We start from the raw sequence: 22,930 nt of genomic DNA, 5'->3' as shown, positions 1-22,930 counted from the left end.
GGTTCAACCACCCCACCGGCCGCCGTAGCCTGCGCTCTCACCGGCCCGCCCACACCGTTCAAGGGCGAGCATCAGGCCGGCCCGCTGGTCTTCATCACCCGTCCGAACGCCGTTGCTGGTCTCGGCCCCCTGTGCACCAAGCCCGACACGTCCACCCCTCCGGCAACCTGCAGCCCGTAAGGGCGACGACGACAATCGCCCGGCCCGACTGAGAGGTAGGCCGGGCGGCTGCGACGTGTCACCCGCCGCCCGTTCGGCGACCGGTGAGGGGATATTACGTGCACCACCACCGCCGCCTTCGCCCACTGCGGGTCGCCGCAAGCGGGGGCACATCTGATGGCCCGTCTCAGGATCGTGACCGGCCACGACGACCAGCCTCAGCCGGGGCAACGGGGCTGTGCCCATGCGGTCACCGTCCGGCCCGGCTCAGCCCATGCACATCGCACAGCTCAGAGGCCTGCGTTTCAGAGCCCTGAATCATTGTCGTGGAGGGCAGGTCAGCGGACCGCGCATAGCCCAGGCACTCGACGACATCAGCCGACGGACCCGGCGGCGGTGGCACTGGATGCGCTACGACGACCCGTCCCCGGAGAAGCTACAGGAGATGCATGACGAGCTCCTCGACCACATCGCCGCGCGCACCGTGGAGGATCCCGCATTCGACGAGTCGTCGCGCACGGCACTGCGGACCGCGGCGGAGTGCTCCCTGGGGGCGCTGAGCGTGGGCTGCTTCCTCGACGGTGACCAGGAAATCCACTTCTCGTTGATCGGCGAGACACTCAGCAGCGAGGACATCGCCTTCGGCGACGCCATCGAGCAGGTCCCCACGGCCAGATGGTGGTGCGACGGGTTTGCGATGTGCCTGGTCAGCGGACTGGTGTGAGAATGGCAGCGGGTGATCGGTCTGCTGCTGCGGAGCGACTACGCGCCCGCGATCCGCGACGGAGTGCCGTACTCGAAGCTGAATTCGACGTCGGATCCGGCGGACCTCGCCGCGATGGACGCACTGTGCGGCTACCTGACCCAGGCGCGCGGGCACCTGCCCCGGGACTGGCCCACCGTGACCCTGCGCAAGCCGGACACCGACGAGCGCGCCGAGGCGGCCCGGAAACTGGACGCGGCCCGCCCCCTGACACCGGATCAGCGCCTCCTTCGCGTACTTCTCGACGATGACCAGCACGTCTTTGAGCAGGCTCTCGTGGCCCGGCTCATCGAGCACCGGGAGTGCGTGGGATCCGATCCCGCCCCCCGTACTCTGCTGCCGTTCAGCGCCCTTGCCCTGGCCGCCCTTGCGGTCCAAGTGCATGGGTGGGATTTGGGCGTCCGGTCCGGCTGTCTGCCGCAGGGCATGCTGGGTTCCCCGGAGGCGCTGCGGCGAGCGGAAGACGCCGGCGGAAATGGCCCGGGACGTTGGACCGTCAAGTAGTCGTCAGTTCGGACAGCGGTAGTCCTCAGGTGCCTCGACGTGGCCGCGAACACTTCGCTGGCCTCCGACCGACGGTTGTTCTCCCGGCAGGACCACGCCCTCGAACTGCCCAGCCGGCACAGCACGTCGAAGTAGCCCGCCACGCCCCGCTCCGGCGGCCTCAACCTGCCGCGGCCTCGTATGCGTAGACCGAATGCCTATATCGGCTCTTCAAAGAGGCTTCTGGACCTCTGGCAATGACGTTATGTCAGTTCTGGTTGATGCTGGCCGAAGGGGGCTGTCTCTGCCCCAGGAGCTGGGCTTCGGCTCGGGGATGGCCTGCTGGCGACGGCTGCGGGGATGTAGGGCGGGCCGGCCACCGGTCCGTCCCCGGTGGATGGGGCAAGGCCGGCAGCAAGTACCCCCAGGGGATGGCCTGCTCGATGCGTCAGAACGTACTCACAGCGGTCGTGCCCGCGCAGCCTCACCTCCGGGATCTCAGCACGTCGACCTCACAGCCCGGCTCGAACGGGTCGAAGCCGTGCTCGATCAGCCAGCGAACCACCAGCAGGCTTCGCAACGACCACCACGCGTGGATCACGTCGAGGTCGATGTCGGTGCCATAGCCGGCGATGACGTCGTCGAGGTGCTCCTCGTGTCCGAGCGTGAAGGTGGCGAGGTCGTACAGGGCATCACCCTGGCCCGCCTCGGACCAGTCGATGATGCCCGTGACCTCGCCGCCGTCGACAAAGACGTGCGCGATCTGCAGGTCGCCGTGCGTGAACGCCGGAGTCCACGGCCGGAGCGCGGCCTCGGCGACTTGGCGGTTGCGGGTGACGAGGTCAGCGGGCAGGACACCGTTCGTCACGAGCAACTCGCACTCGTCGTCGAGTTCCGCCGCCAGCGCGACGATGCTCCGGCCGGCCCGGCCCGGCAGGGGCGGCAGCGGCGCGTCGTGCAGCTTCCGGATGGCGGCGCCCGCCGCGGCCCACGCCGCCGACGACCCGGTCGCCGGCCCGCCGAGGCGCCCAAGCGTCGTCCCGGGGAGTGCGGCGAGCGCGAGCACGGGCGGCTTGCGCCACAGGACCTCCGGGGTCGGGACCGGCGCGAGGGACATCGCCTCGACCTCGACGTCGATGCGCGCCTGATCGGCGTCCACCTTCAAGAACACGTCACCGACGCGCAGAGTCGCGCGCTCGGAATGGGCGACAACGACGTTGACCTCATCCATGGGCGACCAGTATCCCGGGGATCACCGCCGACGTCGCCGGGTTTACCGCGTCGGGTCAGGTACTCCCCGTCCGCGAACTGCAGGTAGGACGGGGTGTCGAGTCGGCGTTCGTGACGGGGTAGAGCAGGACCTGGCAACCGACCCGGACATCACCGCCCCTGTCCTTGGCCATCAGGGCGAGGGCCGCGGACATGTTTCCGCCCGCGGAGTCGCCGCACACGGCGAGGCGCGAGGCATCCAGGCCGTGCTGTGCGCCTTCGCGGGCGGACCAATGGGCCACGGCGTAGTTCTGCTCGATCTGGGTGGGGTACTTGGCCTCGGGGCCCGGTCGTAGACGGGGGCGACCGCAGTCGCACCGGCGCCGACGGCGAGTTCGCGTACGAGGCGGTCGTGGGTGTTCTCGTCGCCGAACACCCACCCGGCTCCGGGGATGTAGAGGATGACCGGAAGCGTCCCGGAGATGCCGCGCGGGCGCACGACGCGGGTGCGTACCTGCCCCCACTTGCCGGCGTCGACGGTCACCCATTCCTCCTCGACGTCGGGTTTCGTGACACCTTCTCCGGTCTGCAGGCCGGCCAGAATGTCACCTCCCTGATCCGGCGACACCTCGTAGATCCGCGGGTGCGGGGCCCATCGACGGTGGCGGTCAGTTCGGGTCCCTGCATCTGGGGGAGACCGGCGAGCACGAAGTCGACGGCGGGGGCGACCTGGCCGTGGGTCGGTTCCGGCAGGGTGAACGGGAGCGGGCCGTTCGGGCGTGCATGTTGTGGCGCACGTGGCAGAAGACGTTGAACGCCATGGTGTTCGCCAGGAGATGGCGCGGATACGTACCGAGCCCGGGCATTCGACGGCCTCGTCGGCCCGGGCGGTTCCTGGGCCGCTTCCAGGAGCTCCAGTTGCCGGGGGTTGCCGCGCCGCCACTCGTCGAGGACTTCCGCATCGCTCCAGCTACTGCGTTCGTCGACGCGCAGGTCCTGGTACCGCTCGCGGTTCTTCGGCAGGGAAGGGCCGGCGGCGGTGGGTCCACGGCCTCGGAGGTGAGGGCCGCGAGGTGGGCCACCCCGTCGATGGCACGCCGGCCGCCGCACGAGGACGGCAGCTCCCCTTGCTCGTCGTCCACCTGGGGGATGCTCTCAACTAGTTGCGCCGTGCTCGAACGTACGGCGGCGATGCCGGCACGGGTCATCGTTCCTCCCTCGCCTCTCTCGAAGGGACGGTCCAGTCAGGTGCCGAGGAGCAGGGCTTCGACGTACGCGACGTTCAGGCGGGTCGCCTGTTCCGCGAGACGGCGGGACCCGTCCGGGGAGACGGTGCACGTCTGCACCCACACCGTGGCCGCCCAGACCGTCGCGGGCCTGGTCCATCACGTCGGCGACCGGCTTCTCGTTCGCGAGCGCGGTCAGTACGATGTCGGCGCCTTGGCAGGCCGCGGCCGACGTGTCGCACACCGTGGTGCCGGTGTCGGCCAGCGGCTCGGCGGCGGCGCGGTTTCGGTTCCAGGCGCGCAGCCCCACTTCCGCCGCCGCGATGTTGCGTGCCATGGCCTCCCCCGTGGTCCCTGTGCCGAGCACGGCGACCACGGGCCAACCCTGCCCGGACGGCGGGGTCCGTTCGTTCCGCTCATCGTCGCGCCTCCACGCGACGCGCGCCGCGACGCGCGCATGCCAGCGGTGTCGACTGCCGTCCGGTGCCAAGGGGTTCAGGCGTCCTGGGTGATCCAGACGGTCTTGGCGTTCATGAACTCCCGCAGGGCGAGGTCGGGCAGCTCGCGTCCGTAGCCGCTGCGTTCGACGCCACCGAAGGGGATTTGACGAGGACCTAGGGCCGGAGCACGATCTTGCCGTGGGTGTGTCGTCGTTCCAGTTCGCGGAACGCGTCTCGCACCCGCTCCAGCGGGTATGTGCGGGCGATCGGCACTTCCAGCTCTCCGCGCGCGGCAAGCCGGGCCAGCTCGCCGAGCACGACGGCGCACGCCGCCGCACCTTCTCCGTAGGTTCGCGCCCCCACCCTGGCCGCGGCCTGCCAGTCGCTGATCGTGTTGATCCGCTCGGGCCACACGCCCAACTCCACGGCCAGTTTCACGTAGCCGTCGCCGAACGTGTCGATGAACGCGTCGACGTTCCCGCCGGAAGCCTGCCGGATCCGTTCGGCGGCGTCCTGCCCGTATTCGACCGGGATGACACCGCGATCCTTCAACCAGGCATGGTTCTGTTCGCTGGCCAGCCCGATCACCGTGGCGCCGCGTCGCCGCGCGAGCTGTACGGCAAGAGACCCGACGCCGCCCGCCGCACCGGACACGACGACTGTCTCGGCCGGTTGGGGGTCCACGGCGAACACGGTGGCGTACGCGGTCGTGCCGGCCACGTACAACGACCCGGCCACGTCCCAGGAAAGCCCCTCCGGGCGCGAGGTCAGATTCACGTCGTCGACCACGACGAACTCCGCGTGGCTCGCCCTGTGATGGGTGAAGCCCAGGACCTCGTCGCCCACTGCGAAGCCACGCACCTGCGGACCGGCTTCCACCACGACGCCGGCCAGATCGCTGCCCTGCCCGGAAGGGAAGGTCGCCGGCCAGCGTCCGTGCCGCGCGCCTTTGCGGATCATCGTCTCGCCGGGCTGGATCCCGGCCGCGCGGACCTCGACCAACACCTGCCCGGGGCCGGGCGCCGGCCGCTCCACCTCCTCCACCCGCAGCACATCGATCCCGCCGTACTCGTGGAACCGCACCGCCTTCATCACGTGATCACCGCTCTTCCTCGTTCGGACAGGTCTTGGACGGTCACGCCCTGGACGGCCACACATCGACCGGGCCATCGCATTCAACGGTTCAGAAACGGAGCTGTCTTCCCAGGACCAACGGTCCGAGGAAGTATTTGACGAACGGTGAGCATGCACCATCTCGAAGTAGCTGGTCAGGGGTGGTGCTGTGGCGGAGATCCAGATCACGCGGCCTCGCTCGTCGGTCAGGGCCAGGACGTGCAGGCAGCGGCGGTGGTGTTTGCCGGAACAGTTCGGGCGGTTCGCGGCGCCGGTGCGGCGCTGTGTGGGGATGAGGGCGCCGTCGATCAGGACGACTTCGCCGCCCCGCTTGGCGATCTTTCTCAGGGCGCGGTCCAGCCGCGAAGGTTTCGCAGCGAGTAGGCCGATGACCTCGTCGCACCAGCGCCGCACGGTGGTGGCGGAGATGTTGCTGCCGCCTGCCATGTCGGCCAGGCGCGGGTCGTGCCAAAGCACCGCGAGGACGATCAGCGCGATCTTCCCGGGCGGCAGCGCCCGCCGGCGCGAGCGTATCGCCTTCAGGTGGCGCCGAAGCAGGTCGGCGACGTGGGTCAGGGCGCGCGCTTGGACAGCGGCAGACCACACCGGTAGACAAGGGAGACGGTGCCCCTTGGCGGGCCCTTTGGTTTTGGTCACACAAACTCAACGGCCGCCCGGCAGACCGCGGTTACGCTTACAGCCGAGCGGTGAACTTCCCGTCGGGAAGCTTCCGCAGCCAGCCGCGGTCGGCCAGCTTGGTCAGCTACCCGCGCAGCGGCTCCAGGGCGCCCCGCCCCCCGGTGTCAGCCCGAACGGCTCGCCGACCTGCCGGGTCTTCACCGGCCCCGCGGCATGCTGCGCGACGGCGAGGATGCGCTGGTACTCCGGAGGCAGCGCCCTCTGGTCCACGCCCGGCGCGCGGTGCGGGACCGGCAGTGCCCCGCGCCCGCCCACCTGCGCAGACCCGGCGCGGTCGACGCCTGTGCCGTGGCGACCTTCTCGCTCGGCCGCTCCGGCACCTTCTCGGCGACCGCGAGTTCGTCCCGCTCGGCGTGCACCTCCTCCAGCTGCTTGGCCAACTGCTCTTCGAGTCCGTCCAGTTCCGCACGAGGCGTGGCGATCCGCTCCAGCACCACGGGGTCCGTCATGGGGCTGATCGTGCGGCAACACCGGCGACGTCGAGCGGAAAGTCCCGAAAGCGTCCTGCCAGAAGATCTGCACGGCAGACTGCCGCCCCGGAGAGCGCAACCACCCCCGACCAGCGTCACACCGGGCTCCTGAACTGCCCTCAAGACGGCGGCAGCTCAGTGTTGAGCCTGTCGGCAGGCACGCGTTCGATACGGGTCCAGCCCCTCCAGCCTCGCTCCTCCAGGATCGCCAGCACCCGCTCGGCGCCCGGTGAGGACTCGACCATGGTGGAGTCCAGCAGGTCGACGAACTGGTCGTCGAAGCCGTCGGCACCCACCTCGCCGGCCTCCACAGCCCGAATCCTCAGGCGCTCCAGGATGTCGGCGACCTCGACGACCCGCGGATCGTCGGCCGAGCAGTCGAGCGCCCCCCTGAGAAAGCTGTAGAGCCTCACCATGTCGGGATCGTCCAACTGCTCGTGCTTCTTGGCGATCACGGCGTCGATCAGGTGCGGCACCTGGGCGGCGATCATGATCCAGGCATCCCGCTCCAGCTCGATGTACCGCTCCTCGACACCGAGACCGCGCAGCCGGTCGAGGTAGTCCACGACGCTCCGGGGGAGCGCCAGGTGCTCTCCGGCGGCGAGCCGGGCGAGTCGTCTGCGCGTGCCCTGCAGCCGCCGGATCTCGGCACGCAGGTCCTTGTCGATTTCTTGGACGCCATCGGCGAACTCCTCCGGGTCGGCGTCGAGGAGTTCCTGCACCCTGGCCAGCGGCACGCCGGCATCTGCCAGGGTATGGATCCGGATCAGTCGTACGACCGCGGCAGCGTCGTAGATCCGGTACCCGGATCGGTCGCGTTCGGGCTCCGGCAGCAGCCCGATCTGGTGATAATGGCGTACCGCCCGCACCGTCACCCCGGAATACGCCGCAAGCTGGCTGATGGTGAGCATGGGTCTCAGCCTGCCTCAGGCGATCTTCCGGCGATAGGCGACCATCGCGAAGACGTACGCCACGACGAGGATGCCGACGCACCACGCGAGCGCGATCCAGATGCCGTCGCCGACCGGCTGCCGGGCGAACAGGTCGCGGATCGTGTTGACGATCGACGTCACCGGCTGATGTTCCGCGAACCAGCGCACCGGGCCAGGCATGGTCTCCGTGGGCACGAACGCCGAGCTGATGAACGGCAGGAAGATGAGCGGGTAGGCGAACGCGCCCGCGCCCTCGACCGATGCCGCGGAGAGCCCGGGGATCACGGCGATCCAGGTCAGCGCCAGGGTGAACAGGAGCAGGATGCCGGCGACCGCGAGCCATGCCAGTGCACCTGCCCCTGAACGGAAGCCCATGAGCAGAGCGACGCCCACGACGATCACGAGCGAGATCAGGTTGGCGACCAGAGAGGTGAAGACATGTGCCCACAGCACACCTGACCGTGCGATCGGCATGGACTGGAATCGCTCGAAGATCCCGCTCTTCATGTCGGTGAACAGCCGGTACGCGGTGTAGGAGATGCCCGACGCGATAGTGATGAGCAGGATGCCGGGCAGCATGTAGTTCACGTACGAAACCGACCCGGTGTCGATCGCCCCGCCGAAGACGTAGACGAACATCAGCATCATGGCGACCGGCGTGATGACGGTCGTGATGATGGTGTCCATGCTGCGTGTGACATGGCGCAGGGTCCGCCCCGTGAGAACAGCAGTGTCGCCGAAGAAGTACGCGGTCATCCTTGTCCCCTAGCTGTTCGTGCCGGTGGCGTCGCTCTTGTCGTCGTCGCCGATGATCGCGAGGAAGATCTCCTCCAGGGTCGGCTGCTTCTCGACATACTCGACCGTGGTGGGCGGGAAGAGCTGCCTGAGCTCGGTGAGGGTGCCGTTCACGATGATCCGACCCTGGTGGAGGATCGCGATCCGGTCGGCCAACTGCTCGGCCTCGTCCAGGTACTGCGTGGTGAGCAGCACCGTCGTTCCATAGCCGGCGAGCTCTTTGACCGCCTGCCACACCTCGATGCGCGCCTCGGGGTCGAGCCCGGCCGTCGGCTCGTCCAGGAAGATCACCGGCGAACTCCCGATGAGGCTCATCGCGATGTCCAGCCGGCGGCGCATCCCACCCGAATATGTCGACACTCTGCGCGCGCCCGCTTCGGTCAGCGAGAGACGATCGAGCAGGTCATCCGCGATCGCGCCCGGGTCCTTGAGGTGACGCAGCTTGGCGACGAGTACGAGGTTCTCCCGACCACTGAGGATCTCGTCGACGGCCGCGAACTGCCCGGTGAGGCTGATGGACTCCCGCGCGTTCGCCGGTTGCGTGGCGACGTCGAAGCCATTGACGCTCGCCGTCCCCGCGTCGGCCCTGAGGAGCGTGGCGAGGATCCTCACGGTCGTGGTCTTGCCCGACCCGTTGGAGCCGAGCAGGGCGAAGATGTCGCCCCGCGCCACGTCGAAGTCCACACCGCGCAGCACTTCGAGCTTTCCGTACGACTTCTCGAGACCCTGCACGCGAATCGCCGGACCGGCGATCGATGGGGCTTTCATAGCCATCTGCCTCCTTTGTGGAGCTGTTCCGGGCGACTGCGCGGAAGCTCTGCCGGAAGGATGGAGGGTTGACCCAGCGTCAAGGTCAAGTCCGCTCCGACCACGTCATACAGATCGTCCACGCTGGTGCGGGTCGTCCCGTGATTCCTTCCCATCGGGGCAGTGGCTGGGCGGAGCTTCTCCAGCGCCGAAGAAGTCCGCGATCAGTGCGAACATCACCTCGGGTGAGGGGCGGCGACGTTCAAGTACGCGGACTGGAGAGCGGACGGCGCATACGGCAGAAAAGGGTCGCGGGCTCCGCCTCAGCCCACCCGACCAGCCCCTGCCGCCCGGCTTGATCTGGAACCGCGTGTCGTGTTGGTTCCCACGGCCAACTGGTCGAGGTCCGGGCGGCGTTGAAAGCCGGGCGCGGACTCGGCAGGGCCCGCCGCTCCCGGGTGCCCATTGCCTTGCGGCCCTGGGCTGTTTAAGGAGTGGCTGCGTGGGGTTGATGCCTTGTAGGGTCCCGGTCATGGCTTGTCGCATTTCCGAGCTGGTGATCGATTGCCGGGACCCGCAACGGCTGGCGGCGTTCTGGTGCGAGGTGTTGGGCTTCATCGTGCTCGACATCGACGACGGCGCGGTGGAGATCGGACCACGGGAAGGGTTCGGCGGATTGCAGCCGACTCTGGTCTTCAGCCCCACCACCGAGCCCAAGGCGGGCAAACTGCCGCTGCACATCGACGTCAACGCCACCGACCGGGATCAGGACGCCGAACTCGAACGCCTCCTGAAGCTCGGGGCGCGCCCGGCCGACATCGGCCAGACCGGCGATGAGCCCTGGCACTGCCTCGTGGACCCCGAAGGCAACGAATTCTGCCTCCTGCAAGCCCGCCTGAGCTGAGCATCGGCCCGCGCCGGCAAGCGCCGAAACCACACCCTGAGACTTTCGACGCTGAGTTTTCCGGTCACAGGAATCAGCGCTTCCGGCACTGGTCGGCCTGCTGAGAGCGGCGAAGGAAGGCATGTTGTGGACCCCTTGCTGCAGTATCAGCGGATGCGGACCGGCTTGTCCGTGAGCGCAGCAGATTCATTCCGTACGAGTGCGGGGTCCGAGGTGAACTGTCCGCCGCTGTAAGGTTCTTGAAGAACAGGGGACGGAACCGTGCTCCTCGACGAACCCGACGACGGCACGGGTGGACGCCCCGAAGTGCAGCGCGGCGAGCGGTCGAGGACCCGCGGCCTTCCAGGATGAGGCCGCGGAACTCGTCGATCAGGCCTGCCGTCTGGAGTGCCGGTTGGCCGTTGTAGTCGTGGATGTCGAGCATGCCGCCCTGCGTGCGGACGGTCGGTGAGGTCTCCGCCTCGTAGACCGTCGCGGGAATGCCGTGGACGTGGAGGAGGCGGGCGAGCGTCAGTCCTCCGAGCCCGTATGGCCGTTGGCAGCGCCAGTTGGCCGCTTCGGACGGACAGTGGCACGGAGCGCCCGAACTCGTCGCCGTGACCGCGCTTTCGCGCGTCGGTCACAGACTCGTGAAGAGGTCGTCTAGCGGGGCCGGTACCTGTCCGGGGTCGAGGTTGTGGACCAGGAGATGCCCGTAGCGGATCTTGCGACCCTTCTTCGTGCCGAGGAAGCGCCGCAACTGCTGCTGCCGGGGCCGACCGTGGTGTGCGGGCTGGTGCAGGAAGGTCTGCCAGGCCCGCAGGTCGCCCTCGGCCCGGATGATCTCCTCGACGCGCGCCGTGCCCAGCGCGCGGATGAGTTCGTCCTCCAGGTCCGCCACGCACACGAAGAAGCCCCGGTGCGGCGCCCGGGCCCGCTTCAGGCCGCGCTCGTAGAAGCGCCGCTCGCCCTCGTCGCACAGTCCCCTCAGATGCAGGCCAAGACCGGGTGGTCCGAGGAGACCGGCGTAGTGGCCGACACTCATCGCCCCGCCCATCGATACGACGCACACCCCTTCGGCGGTCAGGTCCCGGCCTCGTCGTGCGGCCAGCGCCTCGACGGCCGCGAGGTCACTCGGTCCTTCCAGGAGCACCGCCGTCCGCAGCCCCAGTTGCACCACCAGGTCACTAGCCGGTCCGCCGGGACCGCCGGCCGCCCATCGGCTGACCGCGTCCCGGAATGCGCTCATGTCCGCCATGAAGCGAGTCTGCACTCTCATCGACCGGCATGGCACGGGAATATTCGACGGCCCCGCTCGAGATGTCCGGCATCCTCGTCACCTGGGCCTGCTGATCCACACCATCGCTTGCGGACTGAGCCGGCGGCACTGAGCCGACGGAGGCTCGGGGTGCCGACGTCGCCTGAGCCCGGACGCTGACGCAGGCGTCGGCGGCGAGGGGGAAACTCGGCGATGCCGGACGGGACGACTGCTGTCGGTGCGGTGGGCTACGTCGGATGATCCGGCTTCAGGGATCCGGCAGTCCGCCGTCGTCGGCCGCTTGTGCCTCGGCGTGGCTTGGTTACGGGGACACCGCTGCGGGTGCCGGATCCTTCGTGCCCACGCCGGTCGTGCGGAAGCTGGTCCGGAATGCGCCCGGTGTCACGCCCAGGTGTCGTACAAACGCTCTACGGAGCGACTCGGGTGAGCCGAACCCGGTGCGCCGTGCCACTACCGGCAGGGAGTCGTCCCCCGTCTCCAGCAGCGCCTGGGCGGCTTCCAGTCGGACCTGCTCGACGTAGCGGCCTGGAGTGGTTCCCACCTCTTCGTCGAAGAGCCGGGTCACGTGCCGGACGCTGACGCCTGCTCTACGGGCCATGGCCGTGAGTGTGTGGTTGGCCCCGGGGTTCTCGGCGACGCTGTCCAGGACCCGGCGGAGCATCTCCTGGCGTGTGTGCGGCGCTCGGGAGCGAACGCTGAACTGGGACTGGCCGCCCGGCCGTTGCATGAAGACGACCATGTCCTTGGCGACCGACCGGGCGACCTCCGCACCGTAGTGATCTTCGACCAGCGCCAGGGACAGGTCGATACCGGCGCTGACACCTGCCGAGGTCATCATCTGCCCGTCCCGTACGAAGATGGCGTCCGGCTGGACCCGCACGGACGGGAAACGAGAGGCCAGTTGCCGTGAATGCCGCCAGTGCGTCGCGGCGCGTCGGCCGTTGAGAAGTCCGGCTGCGGCCAGCAGAAATGCTCCTGTGCACACCGACGCCGTGCAGCGGCTCTTCTCGTTCAGTTGCCGGACCGCATCCAGCAGGGTGTCGTCCTTGATCAGCGTCTCCCATTCCGGGCCGCCCGGGATCACCAAGACGTCGTACGGTTCTTGTACGTCGTCGGCGGACAGGTCGGCGCTGAGGCGGATCCCGGCGGAGGTGATGACCTCCGCCCCGTCCTCGGACGCGATCCGCACCCGATAACGCCCGCCGAACTCGTTAGCCGTCGTGAACACCTCGATGGGGCCCGTCACATCGAGCAGCCGCACGCCCGGAAAGACAAGCACGGTCACGATGAGCGGATCCGTTGCCGGGCGCTTGTGGTTCATCGGATGCCTCCGGGCTGTGCGCGGTGCGGACACTGGATCGGCAGGGTGTTGGCGATGGCGTACCCGTCGGCACGCCGCCGCCGTATCCCCTCGGGATCGGGGCGAGAGCCTGGCGGACGGCCCAGGCGCCGACGTGGTCGACCCCGATCGCCTGGCGCGCATCGCCGCGTGTCCTGCGGAACGCCGGAGAGCGTGGCCTGACAGATGCGGCGGGCCGTACGAGCCCGGTCAAGCGGCCGTAACCGCCCCCGGTCCGCCCAGTCGTCGGATCTCCCTGCAGTCATCATCTGCCGGTGACCCGGGCCGAAGCCACGACCGGTTTGCTACCTGCTGGGAGCCACAGCCTCTCAGTCCGCCTTCCGCGGCGGCTGATGGACCCTCCATGTCTCCGGGCAGGGCGCCGATGGTCTCCACGGCGACAGACCCGGATACGCCACACCGGTCGAGGCCATGAGCGGCTTCGCGCACCTGGTGGCATGGAGACGCCCCGGTCGGCGGGCCCGGTCACCACGATCGAGCTGTGGCAGGGCTCCTCAGGTCGACCGACCGCTGACCGCACGCCTCCGCGCGCAGACTCTTCCGCTCCCGAGCCGGACTGCTGTGCCCCTGGCGGCCCCGGTCTCACCACCGCTGTCAGGGCAGCCTGTGGCAACGGGCTGGTGCTGCAACGGTGCTTGCCATGGCCACTGGGTGGGTCCGTTGTTGGCCTGGTTACGGGTGGGCATCTTGCTGATGCCACTCTTCGGACGGGCGAACTGAGTGCGGTGCGCGAGCGGTTCGTGCGTCGGTTCAGCCGGGAGGGACCGCGTCAGTCGGCGTTGGCTTATTTTACGGGGACTGCCTGCTCAGCCGGGGCGGAAGAACGGCTGGACGCTCGCGGAGGAAGCCGGGCACGCCGGTCCCGATCGCCTCCACCGTCTGCTGAACCGGCATCAGCATGGGCACCCTCCCCGGGCTCCGCCCCCGCGACCGTCCGGGCTCCGCCCCTTGCGGCGCCTCCGTCGCCGCTTCGCGGCGATCCCAGGCGCACGCTGATGGCGTGCTGGTGCTCTGCCGCCGCGCACCGGCGGGCCTGGTCGTGGAGCCGCTCTCATGCGTTCAGGCCTGGGTTTCACCCGGACCCCGTGCGCCCGGCCAACCCGTCCGGACGCCCCGACGGTTGTTCGCAAGCATGAATAAGAATCACGTACCCATCTATTGACGCGTTCATAGCAAGCGCTTACGGTCCCCTTCGAGAACGCGGGAAAGCGCTTTCTCTTGCACGGCACCCCTGGTCACGGACGAACCTGGAGGCAGAACGATGCAAGTGAGACCCGTCATCGCGTGTGTAAGCCTGCTGGCCGGCGCGCTTGTCGCGCTGTCCGGCACCCCGGCCCAGGCCGCGAGTACCACCCAGTACGTGTCGCCGAGCGGCACCGACAGCGCGGCCGGCACGCAGTCCGCCCCGACGACGCTCACCACGGCGATCAGCCGCATCGCATCCGGCGGCACCATCTACCTGCGTGGCGGGACGTACGACTACGCGTCGACGATCACGATCCCGGCGGGCAACAACGGCACCTCGAGCGCCCGCACCACCCTGTCCGCCTACCCGGGCGAGACCCCGGTGCTGAACTTCTCGGCGCAGAGCGAGAGTTCGTCGAACCGCGGTCTCCAGCTGTACGCCAACTACTGGCGTCTGTACGGCATCACTGTCCAACGCGCCGGCGACAACGGCATCTACGTCGGCGGCAGCAACAACGTCGTCGAGCGGACGGTGACCGCGTACAACCGCGACACGGGACTGCAGTTGGGTCGGATCTCCTCCAGTACTCCCAGCAGCCAGTGGCCGTCGAACAACCTGATCGTGAGCTCGGAGTCGCACGACAACGCCGACTCCGACGGCGAGGACGCCGACGGCTTCGCCGCGAAGCTCACCACCGGCACCGGGAACGTCTTCCGTTACGACGTCTCCCACAACAACATCGACGACGGTTGGGACCTGTACACGAAGACCGACACGGGCGCGATCGGCCCGGTGACCATCGAGTACTCCCTGTCCTACAAGAACGGGACGCTGAGCGACGGCACCGTGAACTCCAACGGCGACCGCAACGGCTACAAGCTCGGCGGTGACGACATCGCGGTCAACCACGTGGTGCAGCACGACATCGCCTACGGCAACGGTCACCACGGATTCACGTACAACAGCAATCCGGGCAAGATGACGATCTCGAACAACGCGAGCGTCGACAACCCCCAACGCAATTTCTCCTTCGACGCGGGCACTTCGGTCTTCCGGACCAACACCTCGTGCCGCTTCAGCGTCAGCGGCTCGAACGACAAGACCATCGGAGACGCCGACAGCTCGAACCAGTTCTGGACCGGCACGAACGGCTCCCGCTGCTCCTCCTACAGCGGAACCCTGGGCTGGTCCTTCGCCTCGGACGGGCACCTCGCCGTGACCTTCGGCGGGAAGGTCGTGACGCCCTAACCACGACCGAGGCGGGGGCTGGGCGCTCGCGTTCGGCAGATACGCGAACGACGTGTCCAGCCCCGCGTCAGCACCCCTGCCGTTCTCGACTCAAACCCGCCTGGACACATCGGAGATAACGACGCGCCAAGTTTTCTGGCGAGTTGCCGGGGCGCGCGCAGCGTGCTGTGCATCACCCGCCCCGTCAGCAAGAGTTATCCCAGCTTCGGGAGATGAGGGAGCGATCGGGGTAGCCCGAATGATGGCAGCACGCCGTTTTCGAAGCGGGTCATGGCGCAGATCCGGTCGCCGGTGAGGGTCAGGACGTAGAGACCGGTCCCGTGGCTGATGCCGTTGCGGGCGCGCAGGTAGGCGCCGAACGCCGGCTGACCGTTGGCTCGTGTCGGGATGAGGTCGAACCTGCGATCTGCGCGGAAAATGCTGGCGCAGAAGCGGGCCACGACGTCTCGGCCCTGGTATTCGAAGGGCATCGGTGGCATCGACATGAAGACGTCCTCGGTGAGAAGGGCCACCAGTGCGTCCAGGTCGGCGGACTCCCATGCGCGGACGAATTTCGCCACGATCGCGTCCTCGGAGGGTGAGTCGGAGGCGGGCGGCGGTTCGGTCGCTGGACGTCGGTGTTGCAGGCGGGCGCGCGCCCGTTTGAGGGCGCTTTTGACCGACTGGATGCTCGCGTCCAGCATGTCGGCCACCTCGGCGGCATGGAACCCGAGGACGTCGCGCAGGACGAGCACGGCGAGCTGGCGAGGCGGCAGGAGCTGGAGGGCGGTCATGAAGGCCAGGGAGATGGATTCGGTCTGCTCGTAGCGGGCCTCCGGGCCGAGCGGTGCGTCGATGACCCCCTCAAGCAGGGCGTTGGGAATGGGCTCGAGCCAGACGACCTCACCCAGCCGGGTGGGCGCGGGCGGTTCCACATTGGGCACGTCCCACTCCTTGGCCTGGCGTCGGCCGGCCGACCGGCGCGCGTTGAGGCACCGGTTGGTGGCGATCCGGTACAGCCAGGTACGCAGCGAGGCGCGTCCCTCGAACCCTGCGAAGCCTTGCCAGGCGGCCAGCAGCGTGTCCTGCAGGACGTCCTCGGCGTCCTGGAACGATCCGAGCATCCGGTAGCAGTGCACGTGCAGCTCCCGGCGGTACGGCTCGGTCAGCTGCCGGAACGCCTCGCCGTCCCCGGCCCGCGCCCTGGAGATCAAGTCGGCTGCCGCTTCGCCCATTCTCGGGTCACCTCTTCCCGCATCTTGTCGCCCTTCTTGTATGGACACCGGCGGAGGGGCGAAGGGGGCGGTTGGCGGGCGCCCCTTTCTCGGTTTCTCGGTGTCTACCTCAGTGGCAAGTGACCACACAGCACAGGGAGAAGCGCCATGGGAAAGATCATCATCAGCGAGAACGTCTCGCTCGACGGTGTCGTCCAGGATCCGACCGGTGAGGAGGGCTTCAGGCCGGGTGGCTGGTACCTCCAGATGGGAGACAACGACCGCGAGGCGTGGGCGAAGCTCTTGCTCGCCGAGGCCCTGGGCGCCGAGGCCCTGCTCCTCGGTCGGCGGAGCGACGAGTGGTTCGCCACGCGGTGGCTGTCCCGTACCGGCGCGTGGGCGGACAGGTTGAACAGCCTGCCCAAGTACGTCGTGTCCTCCACCCTCCAAGAGCCCAAGTGGAGCGACTCGACGGCATCCAAGGGCAGGGTGCTCAAGGGGGACGTGGTGGACGAGGTCTCGAAGCTGAAGCAGGAGCTGGATGGCGACCTCGTCGTATACGCAAGCAGCCGGCTCGTGCACACGCTGATGGAGCACGACCTCGTCGACGAACTGCGGCTCACCGTGTTCCCGGTCGTGCTCGGGGCCGGCGAGCGCCTCTTCGGCGAGACCAGCGACGAGAAGCCCATGCGCCTCGTCCACGCCCGGACCGTCGGCGACGGCCTCGCCTTCCTCACCTACCAGCCGGTCCAAGACGCCTAGCTGTCGCTGCGTCGACGTCGGCCGGCGAGCACCTCCGTGGAGGGTGAGGGGGGCCGCCCTCCACGGGGCATGCTGGTGGGACCGGAGGGCGGCGAGTCTGTTGTTCCCCCAGGCTTCGTCGCCGGGCGGCCGGCTCCCGGGCCCGGCTGGCGATGGAGAGCCAGGAGTACGTCCGAGCCCGGCACGACTCGGTGTGCGTGGAGCAGAGGGTGTCGGCCCGCTCTGCCACCGCCTGTTCTAGGACGCCGACAGCCACGCGCGGTAGCGGCGCAGTGCCCGTCGCTGCTGACGCTGCTCGGCGACAAGCGCGTACGCGGGGCGGGTATGGGGCTTGGGACGGCTTCCGCGGGCGATGCGGCGCAGCTGGTGACGGACCTGCGCCGTGCTCGCGGCGGAAGCGAGGGCCTTGTCGGACCAGGTCACCGGCCGCAGTTGCCGGTCCGCCTCGCGGCCGTGGCGCCAGCGGTCGGGCAGGTCCGGGGTGACGGCGAGGGCGGTGCCCATCCCGACGAGTGCCACGCCACTGGCGAGGACCAGTTCGGCGGTATCGCGCCGGGTGATGCCGCCGGTGAGCATCAGCGGGAGAGGACTGGTCTTGACCAGGTCCTTCGCCAGGTCCAGGAAGTACGCCTCACGGGCCTGGGTACGCGCATCGGCGGGGCGGCCGGACATCGCGGGGCTCTCGTAACTGCCGCCGGACAGTTCCACCAGGTCGACGCCGAGCGGTTCGAGCATCGCGATCACCTGCCGAGCATCGTCGGCGTCGAATCCGCCCCGCTGAAAATCCGCGGAGTTGAGCTTCACCGCGACCGCGAAGGACGGCGAGACGGCGGCGCGCACGGCCCGGACGACGTCCAACAGCATCCGAGCCCGGTTTTCCAGGGACCCGCCCCACTCGTCGGTGCGTTGGTTGACCAGCGGGGACAGGAACTGTGAAAGCAGGTAACCATGCGCGGCGTGGACCTCCACACCGTCAAACCCCGCCTTCTCGGCGCGGTGTGCCGTGACCGCGTACCGCGTCACCGTGGCCTCGATCTGCTCGGGGGTCATGGCGACAGGTCGACCGAAACGGCTGCTGTGCTTTCCCAGGTCGACCCCCACCGCGGACGGGCCCCACACGACGCCGGGCATGTCCGCCTGGATCTGGCGGCCGGGGTGATTGATCTGCATCCACATCGCTCCACCGCCGGACTTGCCGGCCTTGGCCCACTCGGTGAACGGCTCCAGCGGCGCGGCATCGTCGAGTACGACCCCGGCGGGACCGGTCAGTGCTTCGGCGTGGACCATGACGTTGCCGGTGATCAGGAGTCCGGTGCCGCCGGTGGCCCAGCGCCGGTACAGCGACAGCAGCTGGCCATCGGGCAGCTGGCCGTCGCCGGCCATGTTCTCCTCCATGGCCGCCTTCGCGATCCGGTTGCCCAGTACCTGCCCAGAGCGCAGGGACAGCGGTGAGAAAAGCTCGCTGGCCATCCGGATTCTCCTCTCCGTCGATTACAATGTGTGCACCGTTCACATTAGGCGGGCCATGTGCGCGGTGTAAACATGAGGGAGGGTGTTCCGTGCCACAAGCGAATGACTCGTACCACCACGGCGATCTGCGCGCCGCCTGCCTGCGCGCTGCGCGGGAGCTGCTGGAGGAGGACGGCAGCGCCGGACTGTCCCTGCGGGCGGTCGCACGGCGGGCCGGTGTGTCGGCGACGGCCCCGTACCGCCACTACGCGGACCGCGACGCGCTCGTCTCCTCCGTTGCAGCCGAGGGCTACCGCGAACTCGCCGGATACCTGACCGCGGCGCATCCCGCGCCCGCGACGCCTGACGATCTCACCGCGGTCGCCGTTGCCTACGTCCGATTCGCGCTCGATCACCCGGCGATGTTCCGGGTGATGTTCGCGGAGCCCTGCGACCCGGGCAACGAGGAGCGGGTGGAGGCGACCGCCGCCCTGTCGGAATACGTCCGCGGCATCGTCCGGGACACCTTTCCCGACGCCGATCCGGACGCGCTGTCGACCACGGTGTGGGCCCTGGTCCACGGCTTGGCCTTCCTGCACCTGGACGGCAAGCTCGACGCCTCCACGCCCGAGGTGGTCGCCGACCAGGTCCGCACGGCCGTCCACGCGCTGTTCACCGCATCCCCGGTGGCGTCGAAGGCGGCGACCGAGCCGTCCGAGCGAGCCAGGGCGTAGCGGCCCCCGGGTGGTGCCGGGAACGGCGTGACGGGCGGGCCGCGGCCGGGAGGGCGGTCGGCCTCAGCGATAGGTGAGCACATGCGACGGTCGCCGGTGACGTGGACAGCGGGGCGCCGCAGAGCGTGGCGAGACTGCCGCCGGACCTGAGGTGACGACGACCGCGTCCTCGTTCCTGGGGCGGTGGTGCGTCACGATCCGGCAGAGCGACTGGCCGTACTCGTTCCAGCGCGGATCCTGGCCGAGCGGCTGCTTGAATCCGGCCGCCTCCGCGACGAGTTGCTCCGTTTCGTGGTGGCGCGCGAGGGCCCGACACGAGGTGCGGATCGCGCAGATCACGATGGGTCGACTCCCGGCCGACACGGCGGCCCGGAGGGTGGGAAAGGCCGGATCACGGGTCCGGCGCGGTCATCGTTGGGTCGGTCTCTGGCCGGGGGAGAGGCCGGGTGCGACCGGTTTCGCGGAGCTGATCGCGCAGCCACCCAACCCTGGTGGACGAAGAACCGCGCCCGCCACCCCTCCCACCTGGCCTATGCGCTGTTGAACTGTCCGCGGATATTGTCCGGCGCCATGTCGATCACGGGACGGCGAGTGCACGCGACGCGCCGGGAGCAGGCGCGGCCACGCAAGGCGACGGCGCTCATGTGGGAGTTCCGTGCCCCTGTCCGCTGACGTCGACCAGCGGTTGGACGAGTGGGGCGTGCCGGAGGGCTGGACGTTTCCGGCCAGCCCAAGGGCGAGTACGGGGCTGGGCCTCGCGGTCGACACCATCGACTGCTGACTGGCGCCGCCACCGCAGCGCGTCACAGCGTCGCGGTCGTCCCCTCCCCGGACGCGCTGCCCGCGAGCCACTGGTCCCATCCCAGGTTGAAGTCGGCGTAGCCGTTGTCGGCCGGCGCCTTGGCACGGGGCGAGCCGGTGATGGTGACGGGGTCGCCCTGCTTGACCTGGCCGTAGAACCACTTGGCGTCCGACATGGACAGATGGACGCAGCCGTGCGAGCCGCGGGCGCTGCCGCTGCCCGGGTTGGGGTCGCCGGTCGAGTAGTGCACGTATGTGCCGGACTGGGTCAGGTGCACGTCCCAGGGCAGCGTCAGGTCGTAGTAGTTGGGGCTGCCCTTTGCGCAGCTGATGCCGACGCTGCAGGAGGTCATGTGGACCTTCTCCTGCTTGTCGATGACGGCCATCGTGCCGTTCCACGTCGGATACTGGGCGCTGCCCGCGTTGATCGACAGGGTGCGCACCGCCTTGCCGTTCCGGGTCACCTTCATGGTGTGGCCGGTCACCGAGACGTCCGCGCGCACGTCGTCGCCGATGTTGAAGGTGTGCGTGTAGTTGTGCACGCCGTAGCGCCCGTTGCCGTTGCTGACGCCGTTTATGTCAGCGTCGATCTTTACCTTCGTGCCGGACGGCCAGTACGTCTTGGGGCGCCAGTCGGCGCGCTGGTCGCCCATCCAGTGCCATGCGCCGGCCACCGGTTGGGAGGCGCTCACCTTCATGTGCTTCTCGACCGTGGCCCGTGCCTTTGCCGCCACCGGGTTTGTGAAGATCACCGAGATCGGCATGGCCACGCCGACCGTGGTGCCCGTCTGTGGGGTGATCGTATCCAGCAGCATCGGCGGGCCCGCGGGCTTCGTCGGTGACGGAGAGGCGCTCGCACTCGGCTTTCCCGACGCCTTCGCGTCGTCTCCGCCCGCCTTGTTACTGCCGCCCCCGCCGCAGGCACTCGCGCCCACCAGCATCACACCCGTGACGAATGCGATCCCTATGCCGCCCTTGCGCCGTCCCACGATCTGCCCCGCTCTCTCGCTCTTCGGCCCTGATGAGCCCGACTCCCTGTCAGACAACGAGAAGGTGGGCCGCAGTTGCGCGCATCGCGTAAAGCATGTCTCAAGATTCGGTGCGCACCGCCGGATCGGGGACGATGAGGGGCGCGACATCGTGCCTGCCGACTTCGCTCGATCACGGCCGTGGTGTCCGCGTAGGAGCCCGTGCGTATTCCAGTTGCGACGTGGACGGTGGAGTCGGCCCCGCGCCGCGGGTCGCGGCGACCGACCCGGTTCTGCAGCCGGTCGAAAGTCCGCGGACTGTCGTTCACCGTCATATCTGTCAGAGGTTGGCGGGTGCACTTTATCCACCGGGACCTGGCCTGACGCGCGAAGAGGCCCCGTTCGTACGGGGGGTTCAGCGCCCTGTCCGCCGGTCTCGATCTGCGACTGGACGACCTGGGTGTGTCCGAGGGGCAGCCCTTCCTGATCAGTCCGGCGGGCCAGTACGACGTGACGTTGAACCGCTCCTTCTCGGTGTGGCTGGCGTCGTCACCGTGGAACACGCAGGCCGCGCATGCCCGGGATCTGCGCGCCTTCTTCGACTTCCTGTGGTTCGCGCGAGGTCGGTGTGACCGGCGTGAGGCGACCGTGGACGATGGCGCGGTAGACACCGATCGAGGTGCGGTCCTCGTGAGATCAGCGGAGACGGCAGATCATCTCGGTCGGAGCAAGGAGACCCTCCTCGATGTTCTGGAGCACCTTTGCGACCTTGATCGATGCGTCGGTGCCCATCGCCACGTTGATCGGGGCAGGAGGCGTATCCCCGCCCGCAGGGTTGTGCGGTGTGCTGATCCGGCGGTGCGCATCGCCCGCGTCACGAAGCGACTGGACGGCTCGAGAGCGGTGATCGTGCGCGGCGACGATGTCGAACCCGGCCTTGCGCAGCAGGGAGCGGTATTCCTGGGGGCGGGCCAGGAAGCTGTGTTCGGGCTGCGAGGCCCACGGCAGTGGGTAGCGGACGAGGGTGGGGTCGCCGAGGAGCATGACGTCGTACACGATGAAGAGGCCGTTGTCGGTCAGGACGCGGCTGATCTCGGTGAACAGGCGGCCCTTGTCCTCGATGTTCATGCCCACGTGCAGCATCCCTTCGGACCGTGGTGGCGAAGAAGGCGTATTCAGGGGTGTTGTCCTAGTCGTGATCGGTGGTGAGGGCGACGTACCGCCAGGCGTCCATCTCCTTGCGGAAGGTGTCCAGTTTGGCGTCGAAGGCTTGCAGGGTGTCGGCTCCGAGCGGGAGGCGCAGGGGCGGCTCGGGGGCGGCGGACATCTCGACTATGGCGCGCGCGGCCTTGACCGGGTCGCCGGGCTGGGCGTGGTTCAGGCTCGCGGCGGCTGCACGCATCGCGCCGACGGTGGGCGCGTAGTCGTCGATCGTGTCGGGGCCGGTGTGCAGGCTGGCGGGGTCGAGGAAGTCGGTGCGGAAGAAGCCCGGCTCCACGAGCGTCACGTGGATGCCGAGGGGGGCCAGTTCGGTGTGGAGGGTCTCGGTGAAGCCTTCGACGGCGAACTTCGTGGAGGCGTAGATGCCCCAGCCCGGCGCGGTGGCGAAGCCCACGATGGAGCTGATGTTGATCACGTGGCCAGAGTGCTGGCGCCGCAGTGCCGGCAGTACGACGCGTTGGACGGCGAGTGGGCCGAACACGTTGGTCTCGAAGACCGCGCGGACCGCGGCGTCGTCGGACTCTTCGACGGCGGCGAGCAGTCCGGTGCCGGCGTTGTTGACCAGGACGTCGATCCGGCCGAACCGCTCGACCGCCGCGTCGACGGCCGCTTGGATGCACTGCGGGTCGGTCACGTCCAGCGGCACGGTGAGCAGCGCGTCACCGGCGTCGGGAAGCTGCTCGCGGACGGTTTCGGCCTTCCGCGCGGTCGCGACCACCTGGTGGCCGGCGGCGAGGGCGGCACGGGTGATCTCCAGGCCGAAGCCCCGGGACGATCCAGTGATGAACCAAACGCTCATTGTCTTCTCCA

At 68.8% G+C, this 22,930-nt stretch carries 17 protein-coding genes and 6 pseudogenes; 7 read left to right on the top strand and 16 right to left on the bottom strand.

Annotated elements, in window-relative coordinates; all coding sequences use genetic code 11:
• The first annotated feature begins 433 nt into the window (after positions 1-433).
• A pseudogene (locus AAFF41_RS02820) lies at positions 434-1,426 on the top strand (immunity 49 family protein).
• 463 nt (positions 1,427-1,889) lie between these two features.
• Here AAFF41_RS02820 and AAFF41_RS02815 read toward each other — a convergent pair.
• From AAFF41_RS02815 to AAFF41_RS02780, 8 genes and pseudogenes are all read right to left on the bottom strand, one after another.
• Positions 1,890-2,636, bottom strand: coding sequence for a phosphotransferase family protein (locus AAFF41_RS02815; protein ID WP_319752141.1), 747 nt, complete (start codon positions 2,634-2,636; stop codon positions 1,890-1,892).
• Positions 2,637-2,691: 55 nt separating this feature from the next.
• Positions 2,692-3,050: pseudogene (locus AAFF41_RS51380) on the bottom strand (alpha/beta hydrolase fold domain-containing protein).
• A gap of 950 nt (positions 3,051-4,000) precedes the next feature.
• Positions 4,001-4,207, bottom strand: a pseudogene (locus AAFF41_RS02805) (NAD(P)-binding domain-containing protein); the annotation flags it as partial.
• 247 nt (positions 4,208-4,454) lie between these two features.
• Positions 4,455-5,372 (bottom strand): NADP-dependent oxidoreductase, encoded by a 918-nt coding sequence (locus AAFF41_RS02800; protein WP_343326237.1) that lies wholly within the window; start codon positions 5,370-5,372, stop codon positions 4,455-4,457.
• Positions 5,373-6,229: 857 nt separating this feature from the next.
• A complete protein-coding gene (locus tag AAFF41_RS02795; protein ID WP_343323392.1) occupies positions 6,230-6,541 on the bottom strand; it encodes a hypothetical protein in 312 nt (103 codons plus the stop codon).
• Between the two features lie 140 nt (positions 6,542-6,681).
• Positions 6,682-7,473 (bottom strand): MerR family transcriptional regulator, encoded by a 792-nt coding sequence (locus AAFF41_RS02790; protein ID WP_343323391.1) that lies wholly within the window; start codon positions 7,471-7,473, stop codon positions 6,682-6,684.
• Positions 7,474-7,488: 15 nt separating this feature from the next.
• Positions 7,489-8,250: an ABC transporter permease gene (locus AAFF41_RS02785; protein ID WP_319752144.1), complete on the bottom strand. Its 762-nt coding sequence runs from the start codon at positions 8,248-8,250 to the stop codon at positions 7,489-7,491.
• 9 nt (positions 8,251-8,259) lie between these two features.
• Positions 8,260-9,057: an ABC transporter ATP-binding protein gene (locus AAFF41_RS02780; protein ID WP_319752145.1), complete on the bottom strand. Its 798-nt coding sequence runs from the start codon at positions 9,055-9,057 to the stop codon at positions 8,260-8,262.
• Between the two features lie 511 nt (positions 9,058-9,568).
• On the opposite strand from AAFF41_RS02780, the gene AAFF41_RS02775 reads away from it, so the two are divergent.
• On the top strand, positions 9,569-9,940 hold the full coding sequence (locus tag AAFF41_RS02775; RefSeq protein WP_343326236.1) for a VOC family protein: 372 nt from the start codon (positions 9,569-9,571) through the stop codon (positions 9,938-9,940).
• A 334-nt stretch (positions 9,941-10,274) separates the two neighbouring features.
• On the opposite strand, the pseudogene AAFF41_RS02770 reads toward AAFF41_RS02775, so the two are convergent.
• The 3 genes and pseudogenes from AAFF41_RS02770 to AAFF41_RS02760 form a co-directional block, all read right to left on the bottom strand.
• A pseudogene (locus tag AAFF41_RS02770) lies at positions 10,275-10,454 on the bottom strand (FAD-dependent monooxygenase); the annotation flags it as partial.
• 105 nt (positions 10,455-10,559) lie between these two features.
• Positions 10,560-11,177, bottom strand: a complete 618-nt coding sequence (locus tag AAFF41_RS02765) for a TOPRIM nucleotidyl transferase/hydrolase domain-containing protein (RefSeq protein WP_319752146.1) — start codon at positions 11,175-11,177, stop codon at positions 10,560-10,562.
• 322 nt (positions 11,178-11,499) lie between these two features.
• Positions 11,500-12,519 carry a GlxA family transcriptional regulator gene (locus AAFF41_RS02760; protein WP_319752147.1) on the bottom strand — a complete coding sequence of 340 codons (1,020 nt, stop codon included), beginning with the start codon at positions 12,517-12,519 and terminating at the stop codon, positions 11,500-11,502.
• A gap of 707 nt (positions 12,520-13,226) precedes the next feature.
• Between AAFF41_RS02760 and AAFF41_RS02755 the strand changes: the two are divergent.
• A pseudogene (locus AAFF41_RS02755) lies at positions 13,227-13,449 on the top strand (IS701 family transposase); the annotation flags it as partial.
• Between the two features lie 460 nt (positions 13,450-13,909).
• A pseudogene (locus AAFF41_RS02750) lies at positions 13,910-14,992 on the top strand (right-handed parallel beta-helix repeat-containing protein); the annotation flags it as partial.
• A gap of 194 nt (positions 14,993-15,186) precedes the next feature.
• On the opposite strand, the gene AAFF41_RS02745 reads toward AAFF41_RS02750, so the two are convergent.
• A complete protein-coding gene (locus AAFF41_RS02745) occupies positions 15,187-16,206 on the bottom strand; it encodes a sigma-70 family RNA polymerase sigma factor (RefSeq protein ID WP_319752148.1) in 1,020 nt (339 codons plus the stop codon).
• 147 nt (positions 16,207-16,353) lie between these two features.
• On the opposite strand from AAFF41_RS02745, the gene AAFF41_RS02740 reads away from it, so the two are divergent.
• Complete coding sequence (locus AAFF41_RS02740) at positions 16,354-16,947, top strand: dihydrofolate reductase family protein (protein ID WP_319752149.1); 594 nt, start codon at positions 16,354-16,356, stop codon at positions 16,945-16,947.
• Between the two features lie 237 nt (positions 16,948-17,184).
• On the opposite strand, the gene AAFF41_RS02735 is transcribed toward AAFF41_RS02740, so the two are convergent.
• Entirely contained in the window at positions 17,185-18,417 is a 1,233-nt protein-coding gene (locus tag AAFF41_RS02735) for an NADH:flavin oxidoreductase/NADH oxidase family protein (RefSeq protein ID WP_343323390.1), read from the bottom strand.
• 89 nt (positions 18,418-18,506) lie between these two features.
• Here AAFF41_RS02735 and AAFF41_RS02730 point away from each other — a divergent pair, with 89 nt between their 5' ends.
• On the top strand, positions 18,507-19,130 hold the full coding sequence (locus AAFF41_RS02730) for a TetR/AcrR family transcriptional regulator (protein ID WP_319752150.1): 624 nt from the start codon (positions 18,507-18,509) through the stop codon (positions 19,128-19,130).
• Between the two features lie 655 nt (positions 19,131-19,785).
• A complete protein-coding gene (locus AAFF41_RS02725; protein ID WP_319752151.1) occupies positions 19,786-19,911 on the top strand; it encodes a hypothetical protein in 126 nt (41 codons plus the stop codon).
• 22 nt (positions 19,912-19,933) lie between these two features.
• Here the strand turns inward: AAFF41_RS02725 and AAFF41_RS02720 are convergent, their stop codons facing one another.
• The 3 genes from AAFF41_RS02720 to AAFF41_RS02710 all read right to left on the bottom strand — a co-directional run bounded on the left by AAFF41_RS02720 (position 19,934) and on the right by AAFF41_RS02710 (position 22,919).
• Complete coding sequence (locus tag AAFF41_RS02720; RefSeq protein WP_319752224.1) at positions 19,934-20,872, bottom strand: L,D-transpeptidase; 939 nt, start codon at positions 20,870-20,872, stop codon at positions 19,934-19,936.
• A 723-nt stretch (positions 20,873-21,595) separates the two neighbouring features.
• Positions 21,596-22,042 carry a class I SAM-dependent methyltransferase gene (locus tag AAFF41_RS02715; RefSeq protein WP_319752152.1) on the bottom strand — a complete coding sequence of 149 codons (447 nt, stop codon included), beginning with the start codon at positions 22,040-22,042 and terminating at the stop codon, positions 21,596-21,598.
• 46 nt (positions 22,043-22,088) lie between these two features.
• Positions 22,089-22,919, bottom strand: coding sequence for an oxidoreductase (locus AAFF41_RS02710; protein WP_319752153.1), 831 nt, complete (start codon positions 22,917-22,919; stop codon positions 22,089-22,091).
• Positions 22,920-22,930 lie beyond the last annotated feature (11 nt).

The sequence above is a fragment of the Streptomyces mirabilis genome, assembly GCF_039503195.1.
Lineage (GTDB): Bacteria > Actinomycetota > Actinomycetes > Streptomycetales > Streptomycetaceae > Streptomyces > Streptomyces mirabilis_D.
The sequence above is the reverse complement of the archived record's forward strand: the minus strand, read 5'-3'. Positions and strand labels throughout refer to the sequence as shown.

Coding starts and splice junctions, on each gene's coding strand:
- AAFF41_RS02815 (WP_319752141.1), bottom strand. CDS start 2,636: ATGGATGAGGTCAACGTCGTTGTCGCCCATTCCGAGCGCGCGACTCTG.
- AAFF41_RS02800 (WP_343326237.1), bottom strand. CDS start 5,372: ATGAAGGCGGTGCGGTTCCACGAGTACGGCGGGATCGATGTGCTGCGG.
- AAFF41_RS02795 (WP_343323392.1), bottom strand. CDS start 6,541: ATGACGGACCCCGTGGTGCTGGAGCGGATCGCCACGCCTCGTGCGGAA.
- AAFF41_RS02790 (WP_343323391.1), bottom strand. CDS start 7,473: ATGCTCACCATCAGCCAGCTTGCGGCGTATTCCGGGGTGACGGTGCGG.
- AAFF41_RS02785 (WP_319752144.1), bottom strand. CDS start 8,250: ATGACCGCGTACTTCTTCGGCGACACTGCTGTTCTCACGGGGCGGACC.
- AAFF41_RS02780 (WP_319752145.1), bottom strand. CDS start 9,057: ATGAAAGCCCCATCGATCGCCGGTCCGGCGATTCGCGTGCAGGGTCTC.
- AAFF41_RS02775 (WP_343326236.1), top strand. CDS start 9,569: ATGGCTTGTCGCATTTCCGAGCTGGTGATCGATTGCCGGGACCCGCAA.
- AAFF41_RS02765 (WP_319752146.1), bottom strand. CDS start 11,177: ATGGCGGACATGAGCGCATTCCGGGACGCGGTCAGCCGATGGGCGGCC.
- AAFF41_RS02760 (WP_319752147.1), bottom strand. CDS start 12,519: ATGAACCACAAGCGCCCGGCAACGGATCCGCTCATCGTGACCGTGCTT.
- AAFF41_RS02745 (WP_319752148.1), bottom strand. CDS start 16,206: ATGGGCGAAGCGGCAGCCGACTTGATCTCCAGGGCGCGGGCCGGGGAC.
- AAFF41_RS02740 (WP_319752149.1), top strand. CDS start 16,354: ATGGGAAAGATCATCATCAGCGAGAACGTCTCGCTCGACGGTGTCGTC.
- AAFF41_RS02735 (WP_343323390.1), bottom strand. CDS start 18,417: ATGGCCAGCGAGCTTTTCTCACCGCTGTCCCTGCGCTCTGGGCAGGTA.
- AAFF41_RS02720 (WP_319752224.1), bottom strand. CDS start 20,872: ATGCTGGTGGGCGCGAGTGCCTGCGGCGGGGGCGGCAGTAACAAGGCG.
- AAFF41_RS02715 (WP_319752152.1), bottom strand. CDS start 22,042: ATGCTGCACGTGGGCATGAACATCGAGGACAAGGGCCGCCTGTTCACC.
- AAFF41_RS02710 (WP_319752153.1), bottom strand. CDS start 22,919: ATGAGCGTTTGGTTCATCACTGGATCGTCCCGGGGCTTCGGCCTGGAG.